The sequence below is a fragment of the Acetobacter pasteurianus genome (assembly GCF_009914215.2).
GTDB classification, from domain to species: domain Bacteria; phylum Pseudomonadota; class Alphaproteobacteria; order Acetobacterales; family Acetobacteraceae; genus Acetobacter; species Acetobacter pasteurianus.
Map to the genome: position 1 here is coordinate 19608 of NZ_CP039847.2, position 26735 is coordinate 46342.

17 protein-coding genes and 4 pseudogenes are annotated in these 26735 nt (G+C 51.0%); all 21 read right to left on the reverse strand.

Annotated elements, in window-relative coordinates:
• Positions 1-75: 75 nt before the first annotated feature.
• A complete protein-coding gene (gene argE, locus FCN51_RS26405) occupies positions 76-1230 on the reverse strand; it encodes an acetylornithine deacetylase (protein ID WP_006117386.1) in 1155 nt (384 codons plus the stop codon).
• Positions 1227-2843 (reverse strand): GMC family oxidoreductase, encoded by a 1617-nt coding sequence (locus FCN51_RS26410; protein ID WP_006117385.1) that lies wholly within the window; start codon positions 2841-2843, stop codon positions 1227-1229. The genes argE and FCN51_RS26410 overlap by 4 nt, the downstream gene beginning before the upstream one ends.
• On the reverse strand, positions 2843-4237 hold the full coding sequence (locus FCN51_RS26415) for a purine-cytosine permease family protein (RefSeq protein WP_003630594.1): 1395 nt from the start codon (positions 4235-4237) through the stop codon (positions 2843-2845). Before FCN51_RS26415 ends, FCN51_RS26410 begins: the two co-directional genes overlap by 1 nt.
• A gap of 122 nt (positions 4238-4359) precedes the next feature.
• Positions 4360-4767, reverse strand: a complete 408-nt coding sequence (locus FCN51_RS26420) for a RidA family protein (protein WP_003630593.1) — start codon at positions 4765-4767, stop codon at positions 4360-4362.
• A 137-nt stretch (positions 4768-4904) separates the two neighbouring features.
• A complete protein-coding gene (locus FCN51_RS26425) occupies positions 4905-6386 on the reverse strand; it encodes an aldehyde dehydrogenase (protein ID WP_006115465.1) in 1482 nt (493 codons plus the stop codon).
• Positions 6386-7645, reverse strand: a complete 1260-nt coding sequence (locus FCN51_RS26430) for a flavin-containing monooxygenase (RefSeq protein ID WP_012813251.1) — start codon at positions 7643-7645, stop codon at positions 6386-6388. The genes FCN51_RS26425 and FCN51_RS26430 overlap by 1 nt, the downstream gene beginning before the upstream one ends.
• Positions 7646-7704: 59 nt before the next feature.
• Positions 7705-8475: a DUF1028 domain-containing protein gene (locus FCN51_RS26435; RefSeq protein WP_006115463.1), complete on the reverse strand. Its 771-nt coding sequence runs from the start codon at positions 8473-8475 to the stop codon at positions 7705-7707.
• A gap of 129 nt (positions 8476-8604) precedes the next feature.
• Positions 8605-9401 (reverse strand): IS5 family transposase gene (locus tag FCN51_RS26440; RefSeq protein ID WP_197051022.1). Its coding sequence is split into 2 segments (ribosomal slippage): positions 8605-9062 and positions 9062-9401, totalling 798 coding nucleotides; the frame shifts between segments, so codons are not numbered across the junction.
• Positions 9402-9438: 37 nt separating this feature from the next.
• Positions 9439-10023: pseudogene (locus tag FCN51_RS26445) on the reverse strand (molybdopterin-dependent oxidoreductase); the annotation flags it as partial.
• Positions 10024-10030: 7 nt separating this feature from the next.
• Entirely contained in the window at positions 10031-12928 is a 2898-nt protein-coding gene (gene nirB, locus FCN51_RS26450; RefSeq protein ID WP_039891524.1) for a nitrite reductase large subunit NirB, read from the reverse strand.
• 29 nt (positions 12929-12957) lie between these two features.
• Positions 12958-14613, reverse strand: coding sequence for an alginate export family protein (locus FCN51_RS26455; RefSeq protein ID WP_201762638.1), 1656 nt, complete (start codon positions 14611-14613; stop codon positions 12958-12960).
• A 33-nt stretch (positions 14614-14646) separates the two neighbouring features.
• Complete coding sequence (locus tag FCN51_RS26460) at positions 14647-15867, reverse strand: nitrate/nitrite transporter (RefSeq protein ID WP_039891527.1); 1221 nt, start codon at positions 15865-15867, stop codon at positions 14647-14649.
• A 483-nt stretch (positions 15868-16350) separates the two neighbouring features.
• Complete coding sequence (locus tag FCN51_RS26465; protein ID WP_006115457.1) at positions 16351-17055, reverse strand: VIT1/CCC1 transporter family protein; 705 nt, start codon at positions 17053-17055, stop codon at positions 16351-16353.
• A gap of 56 nt (positions 17056-17111) precedes the next feature.
• On the reverse strand, positions 17112-18464 hold the full coding sequence (locus FCN51_RS26470) for a sensor histidine kinase (RefSeq protein ID WP_006115456.1): 1353 nt from the start codon (positions 18462-18464) through the stop codon (positions 17112-17114).
• Positions 18461-19132, reverse strand: a pseudogene (locus FCN51_RS26475) (response regulator transcription factor). The gene FCN51_RS26470 and the pseudogene FCN51_RS26475 overlap by 4 nt, the downstream one beginning before the upstream one ends.
• Positions 19132-22206 (reverse strand): efflux RND transporter permease subunit, encoded by a 3075-nt coding sequence (locus FCN51_RS26480; RefSeq protein ID WP_160257077.1) that lies wholly within the window; start codon positions 22204-22206, stop codon positions 19132-19134. The pseudogene FCN51_RS26475 and the gene FCN51_RS26480 overlap by 1 nt, the downstream one beginning before the upstream one ends.
• Positions 22206-23363: an efflux RND transporter periplasmic adaptor subunit gene (locus FCN51_RS26485; RefSeq protein WP_310258737.1), complete on the reverse strand. Its 1158-nt coding sequence runs from the start codon at positions 23361-23363 to the stop codon at positions 22206-22208. Before FCN51_RS26485 ends, FCN51_RS26480 begins: the two co-directional genes overlap by 1 nt.
• The gene (locus FCN51_RS26490; protein ID WP_309401517.1) at positions 23360-24595 is read right to left on the reverse strand and encodes a TolC family protein; all 1236 of its coding nucleotides are present in this window, start codon (positions 24593-24595) and stop codon (positions 23360-23362) included. Before FCN51_RS26490 ends, FCN51_RS26485 begins: the two co-directional genes overlap by 4 nt.
• Before the next feature lie 18 nt (positions 24596-24613).
• Positions 24614-25084, reverse strand: coding sequence for a hypothetical protein (locus tag FCN51_RS26495; RefSeq protein WP_006115451.1), 471 nt, complete (start codon positions 25082-25084; stop codon positions 24614-24616).
• 269 nt (positions 25085-25353) lie between these two features.
• Positions 25354-25652 (reverse strand): annotated as a pseudogene (locus FCN51_RS26500) (recombinase family protein); the annotation flags it as partial.
• 115 nt (positions 25653-25767) lie between these two features.
• A pseudogene (locus tag FCN51_RS26505) lies at positions 25768-26694 on the reverse strand (IS701-like element IS1452 family transposase); the annotation flags it as partial.
• Positions 26695-26735 lie beyond the last annotated feature (41 nt).

Genomic DNA, 26735 nt, shown 5'->3' on the forward strand with positions numbered 1-26735 from the left:
CTTGAATAGCCACCTATTTTCTCATCATGCTGTTTAAACCTGCTAATGTAAAAATCTTTCCATGTCGGTTTTATTTTATAGAAGTTTCTCTACTATTTTTTCTACAAACTGAACGCCCGCAGATAATTCATCCAAACGAATAAACTCATCTGCCTTATGCGCACGATCAATAGATCCTGGTCCACAAACCACTACCGGTATATCAAGATATTCTTTGAATAACCCACCTTCCGTGCCAAATCCAATATATGAAGGCGCATTATCTCCTGTAATAGCCATTATCTCCTGCAAAAATGGCGTACCATCCCGTGTGTTTAATCCTGGATATGTATTAAGTGTTTCAATCTCTATACGTGCAGAGGGGTACGTTGTGCAGAGACGAGCTCCTTCCTGCTTTAGTCGTTCAATATAGAGCGCAGGATCTACTCCGGGCAATAAACGCATCTCGAAGTGCACTTCACACAAATCTGGCACAATATTCAGCGCAACACCGCCTTGGATGAGCCCAACCTGTAAGGTATTATATGGTACTTCAAAATTCTCATCTTGCGCGCCATTGTTTTGCAATTCATCTTGCAGGAACTTAATGGCCTGTACCATATCTGATGCAAGCAGAATGGCGTTAGAACCACGTGCGGGATTGGCCGAATGCGCAGCCAGACCGTGGCAGACAATGCGTGCGGCCAGTTTGCCTTTGTGGCCAGATACCACATGTAAATTGGTGGGTTCCCCAATAACACATCCACGCGCCTGAAATTTATGAACAGCTAGAGAGCGTAAAAGTGAGTGCACTCCTACACAACCTATCTCCTCATCATACGAAATAGCCAAATGCAACGGCGCTCGCAGGGTTGTTTTTTGGGCAGCATACCGCGCGGCCACCAACATACAAGCGAGAAAACCCTTCATGTCACTTGTTCCGCGTCCATATAGGTTTCCATCATATGCAGTCAGGGTAAAAGGGGCAGTTTTCCATGGCTGCCCTTCTACGGACACAACATCACTATGAGCTGAAAGCACAATGCCATCTGGAGTGTCCGGCCCAATACTGGCCAGCAGATTAAAACGACCAGCCTGCTCGCCTGGCACACGCAGGCAACGCGCCCCACATGCACGCAGAAATTCTTCAACCCAATCAATAAGGTTCTGATTTTCTGTGCGACAGATAGTGGGAAAAGCTACCAACTGTGAAAGAATGTCTTGCACAGATAGATCATACATTGAGGTCATACGGCATCCGCCAAAATCATATCGGATGCCTTATCTCCAATCATCATCGTTGGTGCGTTGGTATTGCCACTTACCAACGTTGGCATGATGGATGTATCCGCTACGCGTAGGCCTTTTAGTCCACGCACCTTCAAATCAGGCGTTACAACACTCGTATCATCTGCTCCCATGCGGCAGGTACCTGAGGGATGAAACACTGTGCTTGCCGATGCGCGCAAATACTCTATTAATTGATCATCTGTCTGAATATTGGCTGTGGGCGCCATTTCCTTGCCTCGTATCGCATCAAAAGGAGATGCACGAAGAATGGAACGCGCCAGTTTTACGCCTTCCAGCAGCACATGCGTATCTCTTTCATCAGAAAGGAAATTGAAATCAATGTCCAGGTTCCTGCTTCCATCACGTGCCAAGCGAATGCTCCCGCGGCTATAAGGTCGTAGCACACATGTATGGAGGGCAAATCCGTGGCCCCATTCAAACAACCGTCCACGATGGCTACGGTAACCCGGCACAAAATGAAACTGAATATCTGGCACATCCTTGGCGTAACGTGTGGATGCAAAACCTCCAGCTTCTACATAGTTTGTTGTCAGCCAGCCCTTACGTTTAAGCAGAAATTGCAAAGGTGATGGCACAACAGAGGAGAGTGAAGCTGTTGAAAAGCCAAGCGTTGAAGCTGAATCAGAGCGGATGGTAACCAACCCATCAACATGATCTTGCAGATTGCGCCCCACTTCTGGCAGATCAGCCACAACTGGCACGCCTGCAGCCAAAAGTTCGCGGGCGTTACCAATGCCTGATGACATAAGCAGATGTGGTGATCCGATAGCCCCTGCGGAAAGAATAGTTTCTCGCCGAGCGCGCAGAACATGAAACTGCCCATTCCGCTCTATGGTGACGCCCTGCACTTCCTTGCCATCAGTTACAAGGGAAACAACCTTGCAACCAGTAACAACATGCAAATTTGGGCGGGAACGCACAGGCGCAACAAAAGCACGATAAGCACTTAAGCGTTTTCCGCCCTTTTGCGTCACATCATAAATACCTATGCCATCAAGTTTTGCGCCATTAAAATCAGTATTCTCTTTCAGCCCTACCTCTTCGGCAGCTTTAATAAACAGGCGCGAAACACCCAATGGATCACGCGGCTGATCTACAACCAATTCACCACCCGTGCCATGAAAATGCGGGTCTTGGTGCAGATGATTATCTTCTTCCCGCATGAAGTATTTTAGTACTGCGTCATACCCCCAACCAGTGCAGCCCATGGCCTCCCAACCATCGTAATCCGAACGCGCACCACGAATGTAGATCATGCTGTTCATGGAGGAAGATCCACCTAACATGCGGCCCCGTGGCACATGGATGCGTCTATTATCCAAATATTTCTGCGGTGTGGAATAATACTGATAGGTATATTTACGGCTTTTATAAAGTGAGATTGTGCCGGCTGGAACATGAATACGCGGTGTATTGTCTGCTTGCCCTGCTTCCAGAAGCGCTACACGCAAATTGCTTCGCGCACTCAAACGATTGGCAAGCACACAGCCAGCAGCACCAGCGCCTACGATAATGAAATCAAATTCTGTCGGAAAATCGTTCTGGCCACTCATTATTCTGCACTTCCTGCAACAGGCTGCGTATGCCGCTCATGCCGCATCAGCCAGACGTAAAACACAGTCACAAAGATCAACCCTACAATCCACGAAATGTCTGCGCCACCAAGCATGGTAGCTATCGGACCGGTATAAAGACCGTTTGAAACAAACGGGATCTGGATAAGGATACCAAACACATAGGCACTCAACGCGGGCCAGCAGTAACGGCCATAAATGCCTCCATCAGCCCGAAAAAAAGAGGCAACATCATATTCGCCATGTCGGATCAGATAGAAATCAGCAAGGTTGATCGCAGTCCATGGTACCATGACGTAAAGCAGTAGAAGAATAAAGTTTGTGTATTCCTCCATAAAGTTTGCTTCTGTGCCGAGAGCGATAAGAAGAGAAAGGCCAGACAGAACAACAGCCGTACCTGCGCGCCCGACATGCGTGGCTTTCCATGAAGGAAAGATGGTCTGAATAACTGTAATGGCCGACAACGCACCACAATAAAGATTCATGGCGTTTGTAGAAGCAATACCCAATGACAGAACGGGAATAATAAAAAGTGCAAGTGGACCAACTTCTTTTGTAAGTGTAGCGACCACATCGCCCCCACCCGCAATGACACCCAGAAGTGCACCGAGAATCATGGGGAATAGCGAGCCCAGCACACATCCCCAATAGCTTGCCATAAATGCCTGACGGTTACCGGTGCCCGGAGGCAGGTAACGCGAATAGTCTGAAACATAAGGCGCGTAAGCAATTTGCCACAAAGCAGCAGTAGACAAACCGCCAAGAAAGCCAGAGAGGGTAAATGTGCCGTGGGCCAGCGTGGCAGATGAAACACCGTTAATGCACAGTATCCATACGAAACACAAAACCAATGCAATGCCGGATACAACCGTCATAAACCGCGTATAGGCATGGATTAGATCATGCCCATAAATAGTAGCAATCAAGCTGACGAGGCCGAGCAATATAACGCATGTTTTTTCAGGCAAAAATGTTGCAACAGTGTGCAGAGATTCTCCGCCCAAAACGAGATTGGAAGCAAAGAAGCCAACATACATTATCACCACCAGGCAGATAACAGCCATGGCCCCTACTGAACCAAACTGCCCGCGTGTTTGCACCATTTGCGGCACACCAAGTTGTGGCCCCTGTGCTGCGTGCAGCGCCATGAACAGACCACCAATCATGTTACCCAAGACAGCCGAAAGCATGGCGGGCCAGAAAGGCAGACCAAACACAGTTGTTGCAAGCGCGCCTGTGATAATGGTCAGCATCATGATGTTTGAGCCAAACCACACCGTAAACAAATCACGCGGACGACCATGCCGCTGATCAAGTGGGATTTGATAAATGGTATGAGCTTCTGGCCCTCGTGCCGTCGTGGTGTCAGTCATCGGACGGTTCCTTCCTCTGGCATTCAACAGCAATTACTGTTTGTATGCAGGATATCATATTGGAATCGTAACATTATCAAGACATAAAAAACCCCCGCCAAAGCGCAGCGGGGTGTTCGCAATCATTCACGCTCAGCGATAACATCTACCTCAATCAGCCATTCTGGGCGGGCAAGAGCCACAACAACCAACCCTGTAAATACAGGGAATACGCCCTTCAGGCGGCGCCCCAATACACGATAAGTGGCTTCACGGTAGCGAATATCTGTGAGGTATACTGTAACTTTGCAGATATCTGTTAGCTTTGCGCCTGCTTCAGATAGCAAAAGTTCAATATTATCTATTACCTTTTCGGCTTGAGCCACCGGGTCTCCAACCCCTACATTTTCACGTGTATCAAGATCCTGAGGCACCTGCCCGCGCAGATAGATTGTATTTTGCGTAATAACGGCCTGACAAAGATCGTTATCAAGTTCCTGCTCGGGATAAGTGTCCTTCGTATTGAAGGGACGAAGACGAGTATGAGCCATAATCTATGTGTCTCCTGTATGAACTGTTTCGATACGGCGACCCAGCACGTATCAAACGATCACATTGCGATTGTGGAATGTTTTGAGGTATCAGAAAAAGAAATTATTTCTGACCCTCTACTTCTGAATTCCTGATGTTAGTACTGAATCCAAACTGTTTTCAGCGCGGTGTATTTATCAAAGCTATGCAGTGATAAATCCCGCCCAAAACCTGATTGCTTAACACCACCAAAAGGTGTCATGGGAGAAAGAGCATCTACGGTATTCACAGAAACCGTGCCAACCTGCAGTCGTTCCGAAAGATCAAGCGCCCGTCCAATATCTCGTGTCCAGACAGAAGCAGCCAAACCGTAAGGCGTATCATGCGCTAGCTGAAGAGCATCTTCTTCATCGCGAAATGTTTGAATAGCCAGGACCGGCCCAAAAATTTCTTCACGTGCGATCAAAGTATTCCGAGGCACATCTGCAAAAACTGTTGGCTGAATAAAGGCGTCTGACGCACCAACCGTAATACGATTTCCCCCCGCAACAAGACGGCTACTTTCCCGACCAGAGTTTAAAAACTCTGCAACACGTGCTGCATGGCGATTATCCACCATAGCGCCCATTTTTGTATCTGGGTCTAGCGGATTTCCCGGGATAATTGCTTCAGCCCGCAGCCGCATACGCTCAATCATTTCATCTACAATAGACTCATGCACCAACAGGCGTGAGTTTGCAGAACAGACTTCCCCCTGATTGAAAAAAATTCCAAAGGCAGCTTGATCTGCCGCAACATCAAGATTTGCATCCGGGAAAATAATGTTGGGGCTTTTCCCGCCTGTTTCTAGCCACACCTGCTTCATGTTGCTCTCGCCTGCATAGCGCATGAACAACTTACCCACTGTGGTGGAGCCCGTAAAAACCAGACAATCTACATCATCATGCAAGCCTAGCGCCTGCCCTGCTTCTTCCCCCAGACCTGGCACCACATTCAGAACGCCATCGGGTAGACCGGCTTCGGCTGCAAGCTCCGCCAGACGCAAAGCAGAAAGTGGAGATTGTTCTGCTGGTTTAAGAACTACGGAATTACCCGTTACAAGGGCTGGAGCTAATTTCCAGATAGCAATGTCCAGCGGAAAATTCCAAGGCACCACAGCCCCAACTACCCCCAGAGGTATGCGCCGGATCATCGCAACATCACGCCCCCCCGTTGGAGCCACCTCATCGTATAGCTTGTCTATAGCCTCTGCATGCCATTGTAGGCATTGCGCCGCCCCAGGCACATCCACATTCGTGGTCTCGGAAATTGGCTTCCCCATATCCAGCGTATCAAGAAGCGCAAATTCATCAAGATGTTCACGTATCAGCACAGCAAGACGTAGGAGTGTTTCCTTACGAGCGCCAGGAGTAAGACGAGACCACCGCCCATCTTCAAACGCCCGACGGGCTGATTTTACAGCCCTATCAATATCCTCTGCGCCTCCTCGTGCTACCTGTGTCAGAATAGATGACGTTGCTGGATTTACATCTTCAAACCACTTTCCAGATCTGGCGGGTACAAATTTCCCATCAATCCAGCAATTATTACGAAATTTCAGAGCATCGGCGCGCTGTGTATAATAGGATAGGCTTTTCATTATCCCTCCTCGCGCGATGGCTTGTAGGCCATATAACCACGCTGTTTGGCAATGTGATCTGCTACATATTTTGCATCATGCCACACCCCCCATATGAAGGACGAGCCACGGCGTGTCTGCCACGGCAGACCAAGAAAATAGATCCCAGGTTCAGCAGAAACGCCACGCTGGTGGTGTGGACGCCCCTGCTCATCCAACGCTTCCACCTTTAACCAGCTATAATCTACTCCAAAACCAGTTGCCCATATAATGGTGTTAATACCAGCGTTTTGCAGATCCAGCTCCAAAACAGGATGCTTCATGCATTCTGGATCTGGCAGCATATCACGAGCTGTAGGTTCTTCTGGCAGATCAAGACCATTACGCGTAACGTATGTATCTGCCTCCCCTAGCAAGGAAAGGTAGTTTGCATCCCCTTTGGCAATATTTTCGGCCAGATCTGGGGCAAACGTTAACACGCCATCATGAAATGTCTCGGTACGCCCAAGAAGTGTCATGCCCTCAGATGCAAGACGCCGGAAATCAAGCGTATGCCCACCATTTGCGCCACTTACGGCAATTGTTGTGTGCTCTACCCCCGGCGTTGCTTCTGCATCCCATTTATTGAGAACACCTAGCCACCATACGAAATCACGCCCACGATAATGCCGAGGGGGACGATCATGCGGGCCGACAGACAAATAAACCTTCCGTCCACTCCGCATCAGCTCCTCAGCTATTTGTGCGCCAGAAGATCCTGCCCCTACAACCAAAACAGCACCTTCAGGCAGTTGTTCTGGATTGCGGTAAGATGCTGAATGAATTTGGGCAATACCGGAAGCTTCTGGAACTATAGGAGGAATAACAGGTATTTGGAAAGGCCCTGTAGCAGCAACAACAGCCTTGGCTTCAATAACACCTTCCGATGTTTGCACAGTAAAGCCAAGACGCCCAGCGTTACGCCGCACTTCTTTTACCTCTACCCCACAACGAATGGGAGCATCGATTTTTTGGGCATATGCAGCAAGATAATCAGCAACACGCTCTTTAGGAACAAAATCATCCGGGCCATCATGCTGAAATTCCAAATGCGGAAAGCGATCATGCCATGCTGGACCATTGGCCACGAGAGAGTCCCACCGGCAACTGCGCCACCGTTCTGCCACGCGGTTACGTTCAAGCACTACATGTTCAATGCCATAGCCGCGCAAATGTTCGCTCATGGCAATGCCAGCCTGACCAGCCCCAACTACAAGAACTTCTGTTTTCTCGATGGTCATATTGGTGTCTTCTTCCAAAAAAAATAGATAATTTTTAAAGAAATCAAGAATCTTATTTTTTACTCATCACCAGGAACGCCATAAGATGGCGCAACTTCTGGGTTAAGGCAGCGTGTGACATAGTCATGCATTTGGGGCTGCCAAATAGTCCACAATTCTTCCAGCTTTGTTATCGGAGCTTCGTCCCAGTCCACACGCAGATCGGCTAAGGGCCAAGCTTCTTGGGCCACCACCTGCAACCCGGCAGAACGAACGGGGCCAGCCTCTCCTCCTGCGGCAAGTCCGGCCTTCATGGCCACAATAACGCGGGCTCCCAGTTCTTTGCTTTTTTCCGATTGTTCAAAGCTGCGAACAATGGCTTCCACTACGCATTTGGAGGCGAGAAGATTTCCGGTAGATGCAATGTTCACACCACACAGATCAGTGCTCAGCCCCAGCGCTTTGCTTCCGGTATACACCGCTGTGCGACCTTCACGGTCAATTAAGCTCATTTGTCGGTAATGAGGAAAAGTGCAGTTGCGTACAATGATATCGCGCGCTTCTGTAGCCGACGCTCCTGCCTCTAGTAGATCCAGTGCCCATGGCCCAAGGCGAGGATCCGTTACATTTTGCGTTGTAACAGCTCCCACTCCTGCTCGTGCAAACCCACAACGCGCAGCAACAGAAGGAGAGGATGAAGATACAGCCACCGCGAATTGTCCACTTTGTGGGCAGCGCGCCACGATTGAAAAGGTCATGGAAGAACCCCTTTCTGAAGAGACATAATCTAACCAGACAGCAGGCGTCAGGTATGACCTTACGGTGCCACCATCATTCCCAAACCGAAACATTGACTTTTGGAGGTTGTGCTTTTGTTTTTCTGATCCAAAAAATATCTAACGTCGGGAATGCCGTGGGGTTCTTTATTTATAAGAAGTTTATAAAGAGGTAAGGTGATATCAGTTCCGCTCTAGGGCCTGTTAGAGCTTGATCCAGTCTGCTGCGGCAGCGATGTGGATGACCGCGAGGAACGACGTTGCTGTTTTTTCATATCTGGTTGCGACAGCGCGCCACTCCTTGAGGCGAGCCCAGAGGTTCTCAACGAGATGCCGACACCGATAGGCCCATTTGGGGCAGGCGACCGGGCCATCGCGTCGTTTCGCAGGAATGGCTGGCCGTGCTCCCATGTCCCATATCCGTTCACGCATGGCGTTCGACGCGTAGCCCTTGTCCGCTACTACCCACAGGGGAGTGGCGGGAAGGCTGTCGAGCATGGCTGGTGCCAGAGGCAGTTCATGAGCCTGTCCAGGGGCCAGCGCAAAACCGAAGGCTTTTCCATGTCCATCAGCGATCACGCAGACTTTTGTGCCATAGCCACCGCGAGAGCGGCCAAGTGCTTCACGATGGTCTCGCTCTTCGAAAGAGGCCCCTTTTTTTGGGCTCCCGCCGCTTTGTGGTGAGCCCTGATGTTTGTGCCATCCAGAAAAGTCATTCCGAATGCCACTCCCTGTTGTTCCTGAACCAGTGCGAGCAGCCGCTCCCATACGCCGAGCTTCGCCCAGCGGATGAAAAGCTGCGCAGCCCGCCACCACGGACCCAGTTCAGCGGGGATACTCCGCCATTTCGCGCCATTCTCATGACGCCAGAAAATCGCTGCTATCGTCCGCCGCAGATCATGTGGCGGCGTCTTGCCCCTCGGGCGAACCTCCTCAATCAGAGGTTCCCAGATCGCCCATGTCTCGTCCGTAAAGGTGCCTGTTCTGTCTCCTTCTTCCATCCCTACAATATGGGAAGAAATTCAAGATCTAACAGGCCCTAGCCCCGGCCCGCTTGCGATCCATCAAACGCAAAAACAGGATAGGATGGCAATCGGCCATATTGGCACCGATAACAAAAAACAGATCTGTGCAATCGAAATCTTCATAACTGCCAGGGGGGGCATCCGCCCCAAGGGAAAGTTTGTATCCTGTTCCGGCTGCGGCCATGCAGAGGCGGGAATTAGATTCAATATGCTGGCTACGAACAAATCCCTTGGCCAGTTTGTTAATAAGATACTGTGCCTCTAGCGACATCTGCCCGGACACGTAAAAAGCAATTGCATCAGGCCCGTGTGTATTCAGGATTGTCCGCAATCTTGCCGCAGTGTCCTTAATAGCCTGTTGCATTGCTACAGGAACTGCTTTTTCTCCACGTTGAGGGCGGATCAGCGCCTGATGCAGGCGCTGATCGGAAAGAAGAGGTTTGTCACAGGAACTTCCTTTGGTGCAAAGACGGCCGCCATTTGCAGGATGTGCTGTATCTCCCCGCACCTTTGCAATACGGTCATTCTCCACTTCCAGTATAATCCCGCATCCTACCCCACAATAAGGGCAAACCGTACGGACTTCTTCCCGCGCCATAATTAGGTCAGGCCAAGAGAGTTTCCGGCGTATATTCGTTTATTTTTGCCCGGATCATCACTTTCCCATTTTCCAAACGGGCATCCCATGTCCGTAAACGGATAGCCGGGTCTTCCAGGCACTGCCCATCCTCCAAACGGAAGTGCTGCTTATAAAGGGGAGATGCCACAACCAGTTGCCCTTTCAGATCCCCCATAATGCCGCGGCCAATAACATTGGCGTTCGAAAATGGATCATGGTTGTCAATTGCATACACCTGCGCAGGTGTAACTTCTGTTTCTGGCAAGTAAAACAGAGCTATCTGATTTCCATCATACCATGCCACAACACCAGATTTTACGACCAGATCATGACTTTGGCACAATTCTGTCCATTCCGTTGGGCCTGCTGATGATGTGGTTTCTGGCAAATTGTCTGCCGGACGAACCTGATCACGCTCGGCAACGGTACGAATATTCGGATCCGGCCGCCGATCATTAACGAAGGTACGGAACCTCTTGAGTTTTTCGCGATCTGTCAGCGCATCGCGCCATTCACAGTGGTAGTTATCAACTACCATCTGCATCTGTTTCTCTAGTTCCGTACAAATACCCAAACTGTCAGCGATAATAACTTCACGAAGATAATCCAGCCCGCCTTCCAGGTTTTCCCGCCATACAGAGGTACGCTGGAGCTTATCTGCCGTACGGATATAAAACATCAGGAAACGATCAATATATTTCACAAGTGTTTCAGAATCCAGATCTGTTGCGAAAAGTTCCGCATGGCGGGGGCGCATACCGCCATTACCGCAAACATAAAGGTTCCAGCCATTTTCTGTGGCAATAACACCGACATCCTTGCTTTGAGCTTCAGCACATTCACGGGTGCATCCAGAAACGGCAAATTTCAGTTTATGCGGCGCACGCAAGCCTTTGTAGCGATTTTCCAGGTCCAGCGCCTTACCCACGCTATCCTGCACACCATAACGGCACCACGTGCTGCCCACGCAGGACTTCACCGTTCGGGTGGATTTGCCATAGGCTTGCCCGGTCTCAAACCCGGCATCCATCAATTCGCTCCAGATATCGGGGAGTTTGTCCAGTTGCGCACCAAACAGATCTATACGCTGGCCACCGGTAATCTTGGTATAAAGGCCGTATTTTTTGGCCACCTGCCCCAGAACAATCAGCTTTTCCGGTGTTATTTCTCCACCTGCAATACGGGGTACCACCGAATATGTTCCGTTTTTTTGCATATTGGCCATGAATGTATCATTCGTGTCCTGCAGCGGAATATAGAGAGGGTCTGTAATAGGTTTATTCCAGGCCGAAGCAAGGATTGAACCAACCGCAGGTTTGCAGATATCGCAACCCAAACCGCCATTGCCATATTGCGCCATAAGATCCTCAAACGTCTGAATCCCATGCACACGGACAAGCGCGTAAAGATCTTGGCGTGTATAGGAAAAATGTTCGCATAGGCTATGATCAACGGTAATGCCGCGTGCTTCCAGCTCCGTTTCAAATACATTTTTAAGCAAAGCTGAACATCCGCCGCAGCCCGTACTGGCTTTGGTGGATTGTTTCAGCCCTGCCAAGTCCGTACAGCCGTTCTCAATGGATGCGCAGATCGCTCCTTTCGTCACATTATGGCACGAACAGATCATGGCTGTATCAGGCAGCGCATCTGCTCCTAGCAGATCAGCTCCTTCCCCCCGCGGCAGGATGAGTGCCGCTGGATCTGCCGGGGGTTTAATATCATTCTGTACACATTGGAGAATGGTATCATAATAGGCATTGTCTCCCACAAGCACGGCACCAAGCACATGATGCCCATCTTCAGACAACACAAGGCGGCGATAGGAACCGTCTATTTCTCCAATAAATCTGTAACTGCGGCACCCCGGTGTACGACCGTGTGCATCTCCAAGAGAGCCAACATCAACCCCCAGAAGCTTGAGCTTTGTGGACATATCCGCTCCGGCAAAGGCCACCTGCTCCCCTGCCAGTATGGATGCCACCGTACGGGCCATTGTATAACCTGGGGCAACCAGCCCAAAAACCTGCCCATTCCAGCAGGCACATTCCCCAATAGCAAAAATGGCTGCGTCAGAAGTACGGCATGTATCATCAATTACAACCCCGCCACGTGACCCGATAGCCAGCCCACATTCACGTGCCAAACGGTCCTGAGGACGAATGCCGGCAGAAAAAACGACCAGATCCGTTTCCAGAAACGTTCCATCGGCAAAAACAAGCCTATGCCTGTAGTTTTCTCCTGCAACAATTTCCTGCGTGGCATGTGCGGTGAGGACATTGATCCCAAGGGCTTCAATCCGCTGTTTCAATGCCTGTCCGCCATCTTCATCAAGTTGCACCGGCATAAGGCGTGGTGCAAACTCCACCACAGCGGTGGACAAACCTAGCCCAGCCAATGCATTTGCGGCTTCCAGCCCAAGCAGGCCGCCGCCAATAACCACACCATGTGTAGCGCCATTGGCTGCTGCCCGGATCATGTCAAGATCATCAAGTGTCCGATAAACCAGCCCGGCTGTACCGGTGTTACCGGGTATGGGCGGCACAAATGGCGTAGAGCCGGTGGCAAGAATAAGCGTGCCATAAGGTAGAACGCCCTCGATGCTTTCAACCGTTTTGGCATCACGATCAATATGTTCCACCCTCACACCACGATGGAGTGTCAGGCCATGATGTGTATGAAAGTCGTCTTTATGCAGGCGCAATGCCAATGCATCTTGCCCACTCATATAATCAGTGAGATGCACACGATCATAGGCATCGTGAAGTTCATCACCAAAAATATGGATAGCGTGTGTTTTATGCAAACCATGCGTAACAAGCTGTTCAGCACAGTAATGCCCCACCATGCCGTTACCGATAATGACAATGTTTTCTGTAGTGATCATGACCGTCTCTCCTATTGTAAGGCTTGGCATCAGAATTTGAATTCCATGGTTTGCATATAAAAAGCGCCATCTTTTGCCCCGGCTTGTCTCATGCCATTCGAGGCCACAAATCCGGCGATATCATGTGTCCAGGTCCAATGTGGCGCAAAGTTCCATGCAATCTGTGTTTGTGGTGTGGCCCCAATAAACCCACCAGAAAGATTGTTGCGCCATGAGTATATTTTGCCAGTTCCATAAACAGCATCCTGCGTACTTTCCCGCCAGAAGACCGGCACATGCAATTTGAGAAGCAGATGAGGAACAGGCGTGGCCGTAATGACCGGCCCGACACCAATCAGGTTCTGAGATGTCAGGGCAAGCGTGACATCATTATAATAAGGGAAAGGAAAATATGGGGTCGCAAATGTTCCAACAGCACCATCCTTGCTATGATAGGACCCGCCAGAAAACATGTCTGCCTGCAATGAAAAAGACGGTGCAGATTTCAGATTTTTTGCTGTCCAACCAAATACACCATTAACCGCACAGGCACGAACTGCACGTGTTGCCCCCTGACTGGCTGCCGGGCGAAACTCTCCCCCCTGAAACACCCCTGTCAGGCTCACATTAAATGGCCCAACATTGCCCCAGATACGTGAACCAACATTATCGCGCCGGGTTGAACCACTTTGTGTGCCCGTTGTTGTGGAAATAGCCGCAGGTGTACCGTTAAATAGATACCCTATGAAAAAAACATCTGCAAAAATCTGGCTTTTTTGCCCCATAACGGTAAAGTTGGGCAGTGCTGTGGATGTATAAATGCCATACATGCGGGCATTATAATTTGTACCATTCGCAAAAACGTTACGAGGCAACTTGTTTGTTTGCATGAAATCAAACAGATCCATGCGGAATGATTTCCAAACCGCATATCCACGAAATCCATCCCATGTTTGCTGGGCATTCGTCAGATCTCGTGACGACTGCATGGACAAAGGAGCATCAAGAAAAACTTGCCTGCCCCCTATTGCTCCCATTTTTGCGCCCAGCAGGTTGCCTTTAACTTCCAAAATGCCTTGTTGAAGATCCAACCGTTCGCGCTGAACACCAGTTTGATAGCCGTAATAATTGGAACCACCAGCCACGCCCCAAAGAAATTCGGCATATGCACGAATATGTTCACCAATATGCAGATCTGCACCATACTGGTTACGGAGTAGAACACGGTTTGCATTGGTTTTGCCGGCAGTGCCCATCATGGGCTGGTTTTCAAAAATATAGCGTAAGCGTTCTTCTCCGTTGATCGATAGCCAGATATCACCATTATCTGTCAGCGGAATGTATTTCAGACGGTTAAACCAGTCTGCACGCCTTTTTGCTGGGGACATGGTTGCCAAGTCACTCCAGTCTTCCGCCCAACGGGGCTGCCCAGGCCCCCCTATGATGCCAAAACCGGAGGCTACACCTTTACCTGTATTAAATACTCCCCAATCTGGACTATGTGGTGTTGAATTGGAATAAGGCGCTTTCTGTTTGAGCGCAGGCATGATGGTGCTTTTGGCAAGAACCTGCGCATTCGTTGTCTGCTTGTTTGCAGGCTGAGCATTATCTGCCCAAGCTGTCTGGTGCAGGCACAATCCTGCCAGCATAGCCACCGATGCGGTAGAAAAAGAGGCCGAATGGGACGAAAAGAAAATACGGGTCACAGCAGTATTCCGGCTCTGGTAGGAAGGGAAGGATTACAGGGCACCAGGAGCATTTGCTCCCGTCGGAATTCCGTTGCTTTTGGCCATCCAGCGCCGACGGCAAAAACTGACACATGCAAGTGCAGCCAGCGCAATAACAGCAAAGCACAAAAACCCTGGGCCATAAGAGCCCGTCATCTGCCGGGCTGCGCCAAGGGATGACGCAAGATAGAACCCACCAACACCACCGCTCATACCCACCAGACCGGTAAGAATGCCTACACGCGTTGGAAAACGCGTAGGCACAAGCTGGAACACGGCGCCGTTTCCCAAACCCAGCACAAGCATGCCAAGAAAAAAGGCCGGAAAAGCAAGCCAGATTGTAGGAAGCCCGACCCCGATCACGGCAAAAATGCCCGCAGCAAGCGTATATAAAATGCTCAGCGCGCGTTCACCGCCAATACGGTCTGCCATGGCCCCTCCCAAGGGGCGCACGAATGAACCAACAAACACAACCAAAGCTGTGCAAGTACCCGCAATAGCGGGAGACAGACCATATTGATCGTTAAAATAAATTGTCAGAAATGAAGCCAGCCCGACAAAGCCACCGAACGTAACACCGTAGAAGAACATAAGCGCCCAACAATCGGCATTGCGCAAAACAGGCAGCCACGTTGTCAATCCGCCACCAACCCGACGTTCTGGTGGTTCACTGGCTAAAAAGCAAAAGACAATCAACACAGCCATCAATGGCAGAGTTGCCAACCCCAGAACATTAACCCAGCCGTAAAGTGCAGCCAGGCCGGGAGCAAACAAGGAAGCAAGCGCAGTGCCAGAATTACCAGCTCCGGCAATCCCTAGCGCAGTTCCCTGATATTGTGGTGGATACCAGGCAGAAGCAAGGGGAAGAGCAACAGCAAATGATGCACCTGCCACGCCTAGCACCAGCGCTACACCAAACAGCGCTGCGTAGCTGTGTGGAGCTACAAGCCATGTAACAAACAGCCCCGCGATAACAAATATCTGTGCACCAATTGCCACACGGCGCGGCCCAAAATGATCAACCAGCGCACCAGCAACCACACGTAATAAGGCACCAGCCAAAACAGGCGTGGCCACCAGCAGTCCTTTTTGGCCAGCATTCAGATGCAGATCATGTGCGATCGAAATACCCAGCGGTCCCAGAAGAACCCACACTATGAAGGAGACATCGAAGTAAAGAAAGGCCGCAAGCAAAGTGCGCGGATTACCTGCTTTAAGAAATCCTTTGTCCACGTCATCGCATCCAGTCTCCGTCATTAACATGAACGGAAACGCCTTTTTCAGGCACGGAGACCGTCGTTGGCCGTCCGGGTATCGTCGTGACCGATGCCGTCATTTCCCTATCATTCACCGCCATTGGCAAACGAAGTAATGAGAAATGTGCTTCCTTTCATTCGCACATACAACGATACGATGTCAAAACATTTTAACAGCATGCTCCATCTCTTTATGAAGCCTGCTTTTGAAGCAACGTGGCATAATCACTTCTTGATGCGGCTGAAGAGATCGAAGGTGAGACTTTCGAACTCCTGCCATCTCTTAGGCGGCAGGAATGGACGGGAAAGAACGTCAGTCATACCGATGACTTTAGACGTTCGCGGTTCAATCGCGCTCACTATCATCTAAAATAAAATCCAAGGAACTGAGATATTTATGTCCACTTTACAAGATATATTTATCATCATGTCATCTCTGAACGGGCAAATGATAATTTATTTACGAACCACCAAATATTTTCCCAACAAAAGTTGTTCCCACCATAGCGACAATACCCCAAAATATGACACGCAAGGTAGGCCGCAAAGGTGCAGCACCACCTGCACGGGCTCCCACAACTCCAAGTAACGCCAAGCTTATGAGTGAGACTGCAGACACAGCCCATGATACAATAGATGAAGATGAGAGTAATGCAGCCAACACCGGGAGTATTGCACCAGACGAAAATGCCCCAGCCGATGCACAGGCCGCTTGTATTGGTCGTGCAGATGTTGCATCGGAAATACCCAATTCATCACGGGCATGTGCCCCCAATGCGTCATGTTGCATGAGCTGCTGTGCAACCGTGCAGGCCAGAGCATCATCCAGCCCACGCTGGCGATATATATCAGCCAGTTCGCCAACTTCGGTATCCCAACTGCTACCGAGCTCCTGCTTTTCACGAGCAAGATCAGCTTTTTCTGAATCTGCCTGCGAACTGACAGAAACATACTCTCCTGCAGCCATAGACATGGCTCCGGCCACCAGGCTTGATATTCCAGCCAGCAAAATATTTTCCCGACTAGCATGTGCGCTGGCAACACCCATAATAAGGCTGGATGTTGACAGAATACCATCATTCGCGCCCAACACAGCAGCCCGAAGCCATCCCAAACGGGATGTTGCATGAGTTTCTTTCTGGCTGTTCAAGATATTATTTTCCATATTTCATCAAGAACACAATACACCACCAACATGACGCAAACCTGAACGCGTTACTGTCAGGTTTCTTCAGACAGCAATATGATTTCTGGGTTAGGGAAACATAGGGAAACACTTAATCCCCGCGCAGAACCAGTAAGAGGTGATTGTAATTGCAAGCGCGCATCCATCTGCCTGGCAATATTACTGGCGATTGCTAAACCAAGGCCGCTGCCATTGCTGGAACTGCCGCCACGCACAAATGGGCTTGTCAGTTGGGCCAATGTATCCGGGGCCAAGGCAGGACAATCATTAATAACGTCAATACAGCCCTCAGGTTTTACCTCAACCTTTACTGGCATATCGGAAGTGCCATGCAAGAGGGCATTTTCAAGCAGATTGCGCAACAGAATACCGGTTGCGTCCATATCTCCATAAACAAAAATATGTCCAATACCCTTGGCTTTTAAATCAATACTCCGGCCATCACGTGGTAGATGCCCCAGATCATCAACCAGCACATATAATACGGCCAGCAGATCAAAACGATCTCGCCGAAAAGCAACGCCAGAAGATGCACGTGAAAACTGTAGAAGTTTTTCAACCGTTCGGGCCAATCTCTGGGTACGATCTGCTATAATTTCCACCCGCTTATTAGCCGAAGATCCTTCAGGCAGCATACGCCCCAGCATCTGCACCTGCGCAAGAAGGGCCCCAAGTGGGTTACGCAATTCATGCGCTGCACTTGCTGCAAAAGCGCGTTCAGTAGAAAGTGCTGTTTTCAGGCGGGATAGAAGCGTGTTTACGGCATGCTGGATGGAAACCAGTTCAACCGGCAAATCAAGTGATGAAATAGGGCTTAAATTGCCACTGCCACGAGATTGCATTTCATCATGCAAACGGTTCAAAGGTCGCAAGGCACGACGCACGATCAGGCGCACCAGCACCCAAATTACGGGCAGAAAAATCAGTATCGGCAAGACCGCTATGGCCGTAGCACGCCATGTGGCCCCTCGCCGATGCAACGTGGGCTCACCAACAAGCACGCGATAAGCCGTGGCCGTAGGTGCCGCAATATAAACCCTGAACAAAGGGGTATTGGCAAAACCTGTATGAATATCAGACACAAAAGGTTCAACCGGTGCATTTTGAGAACGCAGAACAACATGGCCAGATTGGTCAACAACCTGATACGCGAGTGTTCGTGGCCCCACATCAGGCACCCATGCCACGTTGTCTGACTGGGCTCTATGCGGCTGTATGGTGATGATAGTCTGCAAACGTTCGGATACTTCCTGCAAGGAATTGTCCAGACGTTCTGTGATTTCGTAACGCGTAAAACCAGCAACGGCGATACTGAGGGCAAGAAGGCTCAGCGTGACCACACACAGAACACCACTGACAATCCGGGTCGCAAGGCTCCAGTTTTTCATGCGTCTGCTCTATCGGCCAGGCAATAGCCCCGGCCACGAACAGTTTTGATAACCGTATTGCCAACCTTTTTACGCAGGCGGCTATAAAAACCTCAACTGTATTGCTGCCAACATCCTGATCCAGCGCATACAAGGCTGTATCAATCTGATGGCGAGAAATAAATGCGTCCGGGCCTGCGAGACAGCAGTTCCATAATCGCCCATTCCCGTGCTGTTAACTCAAGTTCCATCTCATTACGCATTACGGAACGATTTTCCCGGTCAATAACAATCTCGCCCATCTGGTAGCAGGCCTGCCTGCGTGGCGCGACATACCGGCGCGCGACTGCCGCAATCCGCGCCACAAGTTCATTCAGGTCATAGGGTTTGACGATGTAATCATCCGCTCCATCGGACAAACCTGCGATCCTGTCACTGATCTGATCTTCTGCCGTTGTGATCAGAATGGCGGTATCAAAGGACGTGCGGCGGATCTCGCGCAGCAGATCGCGCCCATTGCCATCTGGCAGCCCAAGATCCAGCAGCATGAAGTCATAATCCACGGTGGCTACAGCTGCGCGCGCATCTTCCAGAGTCATGAACCAATCCACAGCATGTCCATCCTGCCGCACACGCTCCTGCACGGCTGCCCCAAGATCGTGCTCGTCTTCCACAATGAGGATACGCATCAGTTCTGAACCTCCTCTCGCATGACACGAGCATACAGGGATGGCAGCACCAGCAGAGTGAGCAGTGTGGATGTCACCAGTCCGCCAATCACCACACTGGCCAAAGGTCTTTCCACTTCCGCCCCGGCACTTTCAGAAAACGCCATGGGAAAGAAGCCAAGGCTGGCCACCAACGCCGTAGCCATAACCGGTCTGAAGCGGGCTTTTGCGCCCGCAAAAGCCGCCTGCGCCACGGCCATACCTCGCGCGCGCAATGCGGCTATTTCGCTCACCAGCACAACGCCATTCAGAATAGCCACCCCAAACAGGGCAATAAATCCAATACCTGCTGAAATACTGAAGGGCATTCCACGTAATGTCAGCATAATAATGCCGCCGGTTGCAGCCACAGGCAGATTGATAAAAACCAAGAGTGCGGGCCGGATTGCGCCAAAGGTTACAACCAGCAATGCAAATATCAGACCAAGAGCAACAGGCAGAACAATTTCCAGACGTTGCACAGCTGAGTGCAGGTTACGGAACTGCCCATCCCATTGCATGGTGTAGCCCGATGGCAGATGCACATCATGCGCCACACGCTGCTGCGCTTCAGCCACAAAGGAGGCAAGATCCCGCCCTCGCACATTGGCCTGCACCACCATGCGGCGGCGTACGCCATCACGACTGATACGTGGTGTACCATCAACTTCATGTACATGCGCCACTTGTGAAAGCATGACATTCCCCTGCCCATCCATACGCCGAACAGGCAAAGCAGCAATAGCTGCTGCTGAAGCCACATGGCGGCCGTTCAGGCGCACCTGCGTGCTGATAATGGCATTGCCAACAATAACAGGCCGCGCACCAATATGTCCGCCTATGGCTTCCACCGTATCCAGAATATCCTGTACTGCCACGTTGCGGCTGGCAGCCTGTGCGCGATCAATGTCCACCACAACCAGCGGCACACTGCCATCACCCGCCGCTGCCACATCTGCGGCACCCTTTACACTTGCAATAGCAGCTACAACCTTGTCTCCCAGAGCAGCGAGTGTTGCCAGATCATCACCAAAAATCGAAACCGCAATCTGTGTTCTTACGCCAGAGAGCAGATCATCCATGCGCATCTGCACCGGCTGGCTCCAGGAATACAGCGCATCTGGCAATTCTCGCCGCAGTGTCTCATCCATTGCAGCCACCAGTCCGGCCTGCGTGCGCGCGGTTTTCCATGTTGATGGCGGATTGAGAAGAATGAAGCTGTCAGTCTCATTCACACCCATCGGGTCTGTGGGAATGGCGGATGTGCCTGTATTGCTGACAACCGTTTTGACTTCAGGAAAACCCCGCAGAATCTGTTCCTGTCTTGTCACCGATGCAAGTACAGTCTCCAGAGATGCTGAGGGCAGACGTGTGGTGGTAACAGCCAAAGCCCCTTCATCAAGCTGGGGAATGAACTCCCCACCCAGACGTGTTGCAAGACCTGCCGATAACACTAGAACAACCAGCGTGCCCCCAAACAGAAGCTGCGGATGTGCTTCTCCCCACTCTGTCAGATGTACATATGGAGCACGCAGGCGAGCAATCAGCCATGTATCTCCTTTTGGCCGCACACGTGCCAAAGCCAGAGCCGCAATTACGGGAATACAGATGAAGCAGTAAGCCAGCGAAGCTAGAAGCGCCATGATAACCGTTTGCGCCATAGGCCGGAACATATGCCCTTCAATGCCCTGCAGGGTCAGAATAGGCAGATAGACCATAATAATGACCAGTATGGCGAAGCCCACAGGCCGCATGACCTGCTGAACGGATGAGACAACCAGCGGCATAAACGCGGCTTCCGGCTCCTCCTCCCGCCTTGAAAGAATATGCTCAATAACTACCAATGAGCCATCAACAATCATGCCAAAATCAATTGCGCCAAGGCTAAGCAAATTGGCTGAAATGCCAAAATACCGCATGCCGGCCATGGCGCAGACAAGAGCTACTGGAATAACGGAGGCAATCACCAGAGCGGCCTGCCAGCTTCCCATCACAACCACAAGCACCGCTATCACCAGCACGGCACCCATCAGCAGGTTATCGCGCACGGTCGCGATTGTTTGCCCGGTTAATGTGGCGCGGGTGTAATAGGGCTCCAGCGTAACACCCGTTGGTAAGGATTGCCTTATGCTTGGCAAGGCACGATTGATGGCAGCCAATGTGGCGTTGGAACTTGCGCCACTTTCCATCATCACCACGCCAATTACAATTTCACCCTGCCCATCACGGGTAACAGCGCCAAGGCGTGTGCGTGCGCCAGTTGTAATGTGCCCAAGATCTCGCAAACGTATGATGGAGCCATCGGCATTGGCGCGTACGGCAATGTTGCCAAAATCCGCAAGGCTGCTGATCAACCCACGCCCGACAACACTTTGCTGTTCGGCATGATGGGTGATCCACCCACCGCCTGATGCCGCATTGTTTGCATCCACTGCGCGATAAACCTCACTCACTGAAAGGTTGCTGGCAATCAGCCGGGCAGGATCCAGTGCAACCTCATAGGTTTCTTCCGCGCCACCATTGACGTTTACATCCACAACACCCGGCACAAGCCGCATCTGCGGGACTACCGTCCAGTTCATGATCCGGTTGAGTTCCATAAGTGAGCGCCCTGCTCCCTTGATCTGGAACTGCATGATTTCACCCATGCCCGTTGCAAGCGGCCCCATGCTTACGGTGATACCCGGCACAGATATGGAACCCCGCGCCTGCTGGATGCGCTCATTCACACGCGTGCGGTCAAGATTGATATCCGTGTCATCAGCAAACTGCACATAAACAACCGAAACCCCACCACGGGAAACAGAGCGCAGATCTGTGAGACCGGGAATACCGGTCATACTGGCTTCAACCGGAAAGGTGATCAGTTTTTCCACTTCCTCGGTCGCAAGGCCTGGAGCCACAACGGATACAAGAACCTGTTTTGGGGAAATATCAGGCACAGCCTCCACTGGCAGTTCCAGCACTGCCATCATACCTGCCGCCAATATCAGAGCCAATCCACCCAGCACCAGCATGCGGGCCCGCAGCAAAGCTTCCAGGTATTTACGGGCCATCAGTCTGCGTCCATTCCGGCCAGCCCGATGATTGATTTCAGGGCAAAACTGCCGTGGCTGACCACTGCCTCACCCTCTTTCAAGCCTGAGCTTACAACCGCATGCATGCCATTATCCAAGACCACATCCACCACCACAGGCCGGTAATGCGTTTTATCTATCTGCACAAATACGACGTTATGGACATCAATTTTCTGAATGGCATCTGACGGCACGACCATTCCCGTTACACTGTCACGCTCCGTCAGGCTGGCATCCAGCACCATGCCTGGAACCAACACACCAGTTGGGTTGGAAACACGGCTGATAACACGCACCAACCCTGTTTGCGGGTTGGCCATGCCATCCACTGTATCAATCCGGGATGTGATGGCACCATCGTTGGTCTCTGTGGTCTGTAGGCCTCCAGGTTGAAGACATGCTGCTTGTTCCGGCGTAATATCCGAAACAATCCACACGTCAGACAGATCCGCTACGCTTGCCACGTTTGTGTAGTTGGCGTTAGGTCTGCGGCGACAGATGTGCCCAGCGTTTGCACACACACCATCAACCGGAGAGATCAGGGTTGATACCTCATCCTGCTGTTTTCGGCTGCTTTGTTCAGAAGATGAATTGAACTCCTCATTAAACCGATGACCCAATGTATCCACATCTGCCTGTCGGGCACGCATGGTTGCATCTGCCTGCGCCAGAATATCCTGCCTGCGGCGCAGCTCTGCCAATGAAAGAGTTTGACCAACCAGTTGTTTTGCGCGCTGCACTGCGGCTGCGGCATCATTTCTACTGGCAATGGCAGCTGTTAACGCGGCACGCATCTGAATGGCTTGAAGCCGTGCACCATGGAGAGAATGATCCTGATAGCGCAACAGGACCTGTCCTTTACGGACCGAAGCACCTGGCTGCACCAAAACGTCCAGCACTTTGCCGCTTCCGGCTGGATGAATATACACAAGCCGCGTGGTATCGGGCATAACCCGGCTGATAACTGGCAGAATGCGAGAAACCTTACCGGATTTGGCAAAGGTCACTGTAATACCTTCATTTTTTATCGCTGCCATATCTAGCGCGACAACCGAAGGGAGTATCTGATCTTCCGCATTGGCGAGAGGTGACATACAAAAACACACAGCGAAATACGCAAGGATGCGTCCTTTCATGGTGTAATCCCCATGGCAATCATCATACGCAGCGTTGCGACATGCCACTCCACCTCTGCTCGAGCGTTGGCAAATTGCGCATTGCAGGCAGCCTGTTCTGCCTGCATGACAGTTTCGAGCGTTGCCTCTCCCACCCGCCAGGCATGCTCTTCTGCCGCTGCACGCTTTTGCATATTTGCCGCGGCTATACGGGTGGTCTGCCGGGCAGCTGTGGCGGCCATCAGCCGAGCCCGCACACGGGATATTTCCAGATGTACCATGCGCCGGGCCTGTATTTCCTGACTATTGGCAGAAGCAAGCCTGTTGCTGGCCTCAGACATAATCGGTGTATTCCGGGCCTCGCTTGGTAGTGGGATGCTGAAGTTGACACCAACCCGGTCATCCCATGGGCTGCCATACTGTTTTTCATGAATCACATCGATACCCAGTTCTGGATTGGGCATAAAAGAGCGGCGGGCAAGCTTCATATTAGCTTGTGCAGCTTCTACATTTTTGTGTGCGGCTTTTACGCGCGGATCATTGTCTTCCATATCACGCGGTTCCACAAACCGCACATGTGCCATATCTGCACCATGAGAAAGATCAACCTCAACTGGCTGGGCAAATAAAACTTCCAGTTCAGCCTGAGAATTTTCCAGATATTCTTGCGCCAATGCCTGTTCATTACGGGCATTTTCCATTTCTGACTGTGCTATCTGGCTTTCCGAAGATGAAGATTCACCCACATGCGCAGAATGAGCAATCAAACTGTTTATCCTGCTTGCATACTCATACAGTTGATGTGCCGCCTTTAAACGTTCCTGAGCAATCTGTGCTTTGGCCGCCCCATCCAATATCCTTATGGAAAGCGACAGGTATTCAACATTTAGCTGCTCATCCAGAGATGCGGCTTCAGCACTTGCAACCTGACGTGTGGCGCTTCCCTGCCCTGGTAACCAGAGCGGTACGGACACCCCTCCCTGATAAGTGGTGTACCCTTCATTACTCCCGATTGCATGATCATCCATATATTCACCGGACAGAGTTGGGCCGCCAGCAAACCATGATCCTGCCGCACTGCTGCGCGCATTTGCAGAATGATGGCCAACCTGCAATTCCGTACGCACAGGATCAACCAACCAGGCCATATTAACGGCTCTATGAAAATCTATTTTTTCTGGCATGTTCTGGGCATTTGCGGAAAATATGCCGAATGAAAATGTCACAATACTTAACAGCAGGATTTCACGCATGAGGTTACACGCAGCCTCCTACGGAATAATCGGCTTGTTATGCGTAATTCGGGAGGCGAGGTCATTCCATAGATTGACCGTTGCCAAGTTGATGTCGCCTTTTATGGATGAAGGTGACTGGGTGCGTGAAAAAGACGTCAAGGCCATGCGTTCACCAATCACAAAACGCCCTTGCGAAAATAATGTGACGGAAAGCGATCCCAACCGCCCCTGCCCGGCCGGACGCTTGATAGACACCCGCATATGTGGTGGTGGCACAGCAATGGCGTGAAATGCCTGAAGTTCTGTTTCTCCTACAGGACAGGCAACACTCTGCAAGACTGCATGCCGTAAAACAGAATGTGGATAGCCTGCATATGAGCCATCTATATGCAGAAGAATACCTTCTTCCGTTCCCTTACAGATACTTTCTGTTTCGGTATAAGAGACACATCCGCACAGGCTGAGTGTTATCAGAATTGACAATCCGTAACGTATCACCCGTTGCATAACCTGTATCTGGCCTTCCTAATACGATCACAGCACGCCATCATTGCGTTAGCGTCTTTGCCCCTATAACGCGCAAAGATGACGTGAACCTGAATGGCCACCAGACAACGGTTTCTACGGAGAAAGAAAATTTCTCATCACATCGCTTAGCTTCCTATTCCAAGTATCCAGGCTTTGGTCACGGAAACAGTGGCCGGCATCCATCTAGCTTCAGGAAAGGGAATACCTCGTCAGGTCAAAGTCCTGATTTTTGCAAAAATCAGAATTTATTATAAGAAGGATCTATATTTTCCACGCGCAACCCGCGATGCAGTGCTTTCACTAATCTCATAGAAAGCTGCAATAGATTTTAAAGATTCACCTTTTAAGCGTCTATCAATAATTTCCTGTCTTTGGACATCTGTCATGCGACAAGGACGTCCCATTTTTTCCCTTGCCGGATCGCTCGAATGCGTCCTTCTGATGTACGTGTACGAATTAGATCGCGTTCCACATCGGCAAGTCCACCCAAGACTGCAAGCATAAGCCGACCTGTACTAGTAGTAGTGTCAGTCCATGGTTCTGCTAGCACTACAGTTGCATTTTGTGTCGTGAGTGAGCGCGGATAGCACTGGCCTGATGCGTTCGTCGAAAGACGGACCATCTGAGGATGTGAGAGACGGGTAGTCTGCGTTGTGCAAGTTTTACGACGAGGCGCCTGATCTCCTGAATGGACCAGCGGACAAGGACTGTCGTGTTCTGAGTTGTGTTTTTTTCGGTTTCAGTGAGTTTGCCTGGTAACGGACACTGGCCATGACGGCATAGGCCAGCATGACCAGAGAGACATGCCGATGCCAACCATGCCAGGAGCGGGTCTCGTTATGATCAAGACCAAATTCGTTTTTGGCCGTCTCGAACCCTTCTTCGATCCTCCAGCGCGTCCCTTCAACGTTCACCAGTTCCTGCGTGGTTGTCCCTTTCGGGCTCCAGGTCGTAAAATAGGCAAGGTCCCCGTCAGCGATGTTTCGGCGGATCAACAGGCCACGTGTCCATGGTCCGGCTATAGGGCAGTCAAATTCTTCAGCATCCAGATCAGCAAGCGGAAGATACGCCCAGTCATAAAGTCGCTCACCTTTTGTGCCGTGCCCCGCTGACAGACGACGCCAGGCCTGGTCTGGCAGTCCTGCTGCAATATCTTTCGCCTCTCCGGCAATCAGCGGTTCCGTTGCCCATGATCCGAACCAGTGATTGCCCTTGACCCCAAGCACATATCCAATTCCTGCCCGGCGAAGCGTGCGTTCTACGTCGCCCACGCCATACACGCTGTCTGCTGCAACCCAGCGGAACGGCACACCGGCCTCAATACTTCGCTCAATCATCATCGAGGCTAACGCCGGTTTGGTTGCAAACACCACGTCATCGGGAACGTGGGCCCGCTTCAGACGCTCAGGCTTTGATGTCCAGTCTTTCGGGAGATACAGGGCGCGGTCAATAAAGGCATGCCCCCGTTCCGAAACATAAGCGCCAAACACACCAATCTGGCAGTTCGTGATCTTGCCGGCAGATCCCGTATACTGCCGCCCCACACCGCAGGACGCCTGACCCTTCTTCAGAAAACCGGTCTCATCAATGAATTGCCCCGGGTTTTGTGGAGACAGAAAGACCCGTGAGG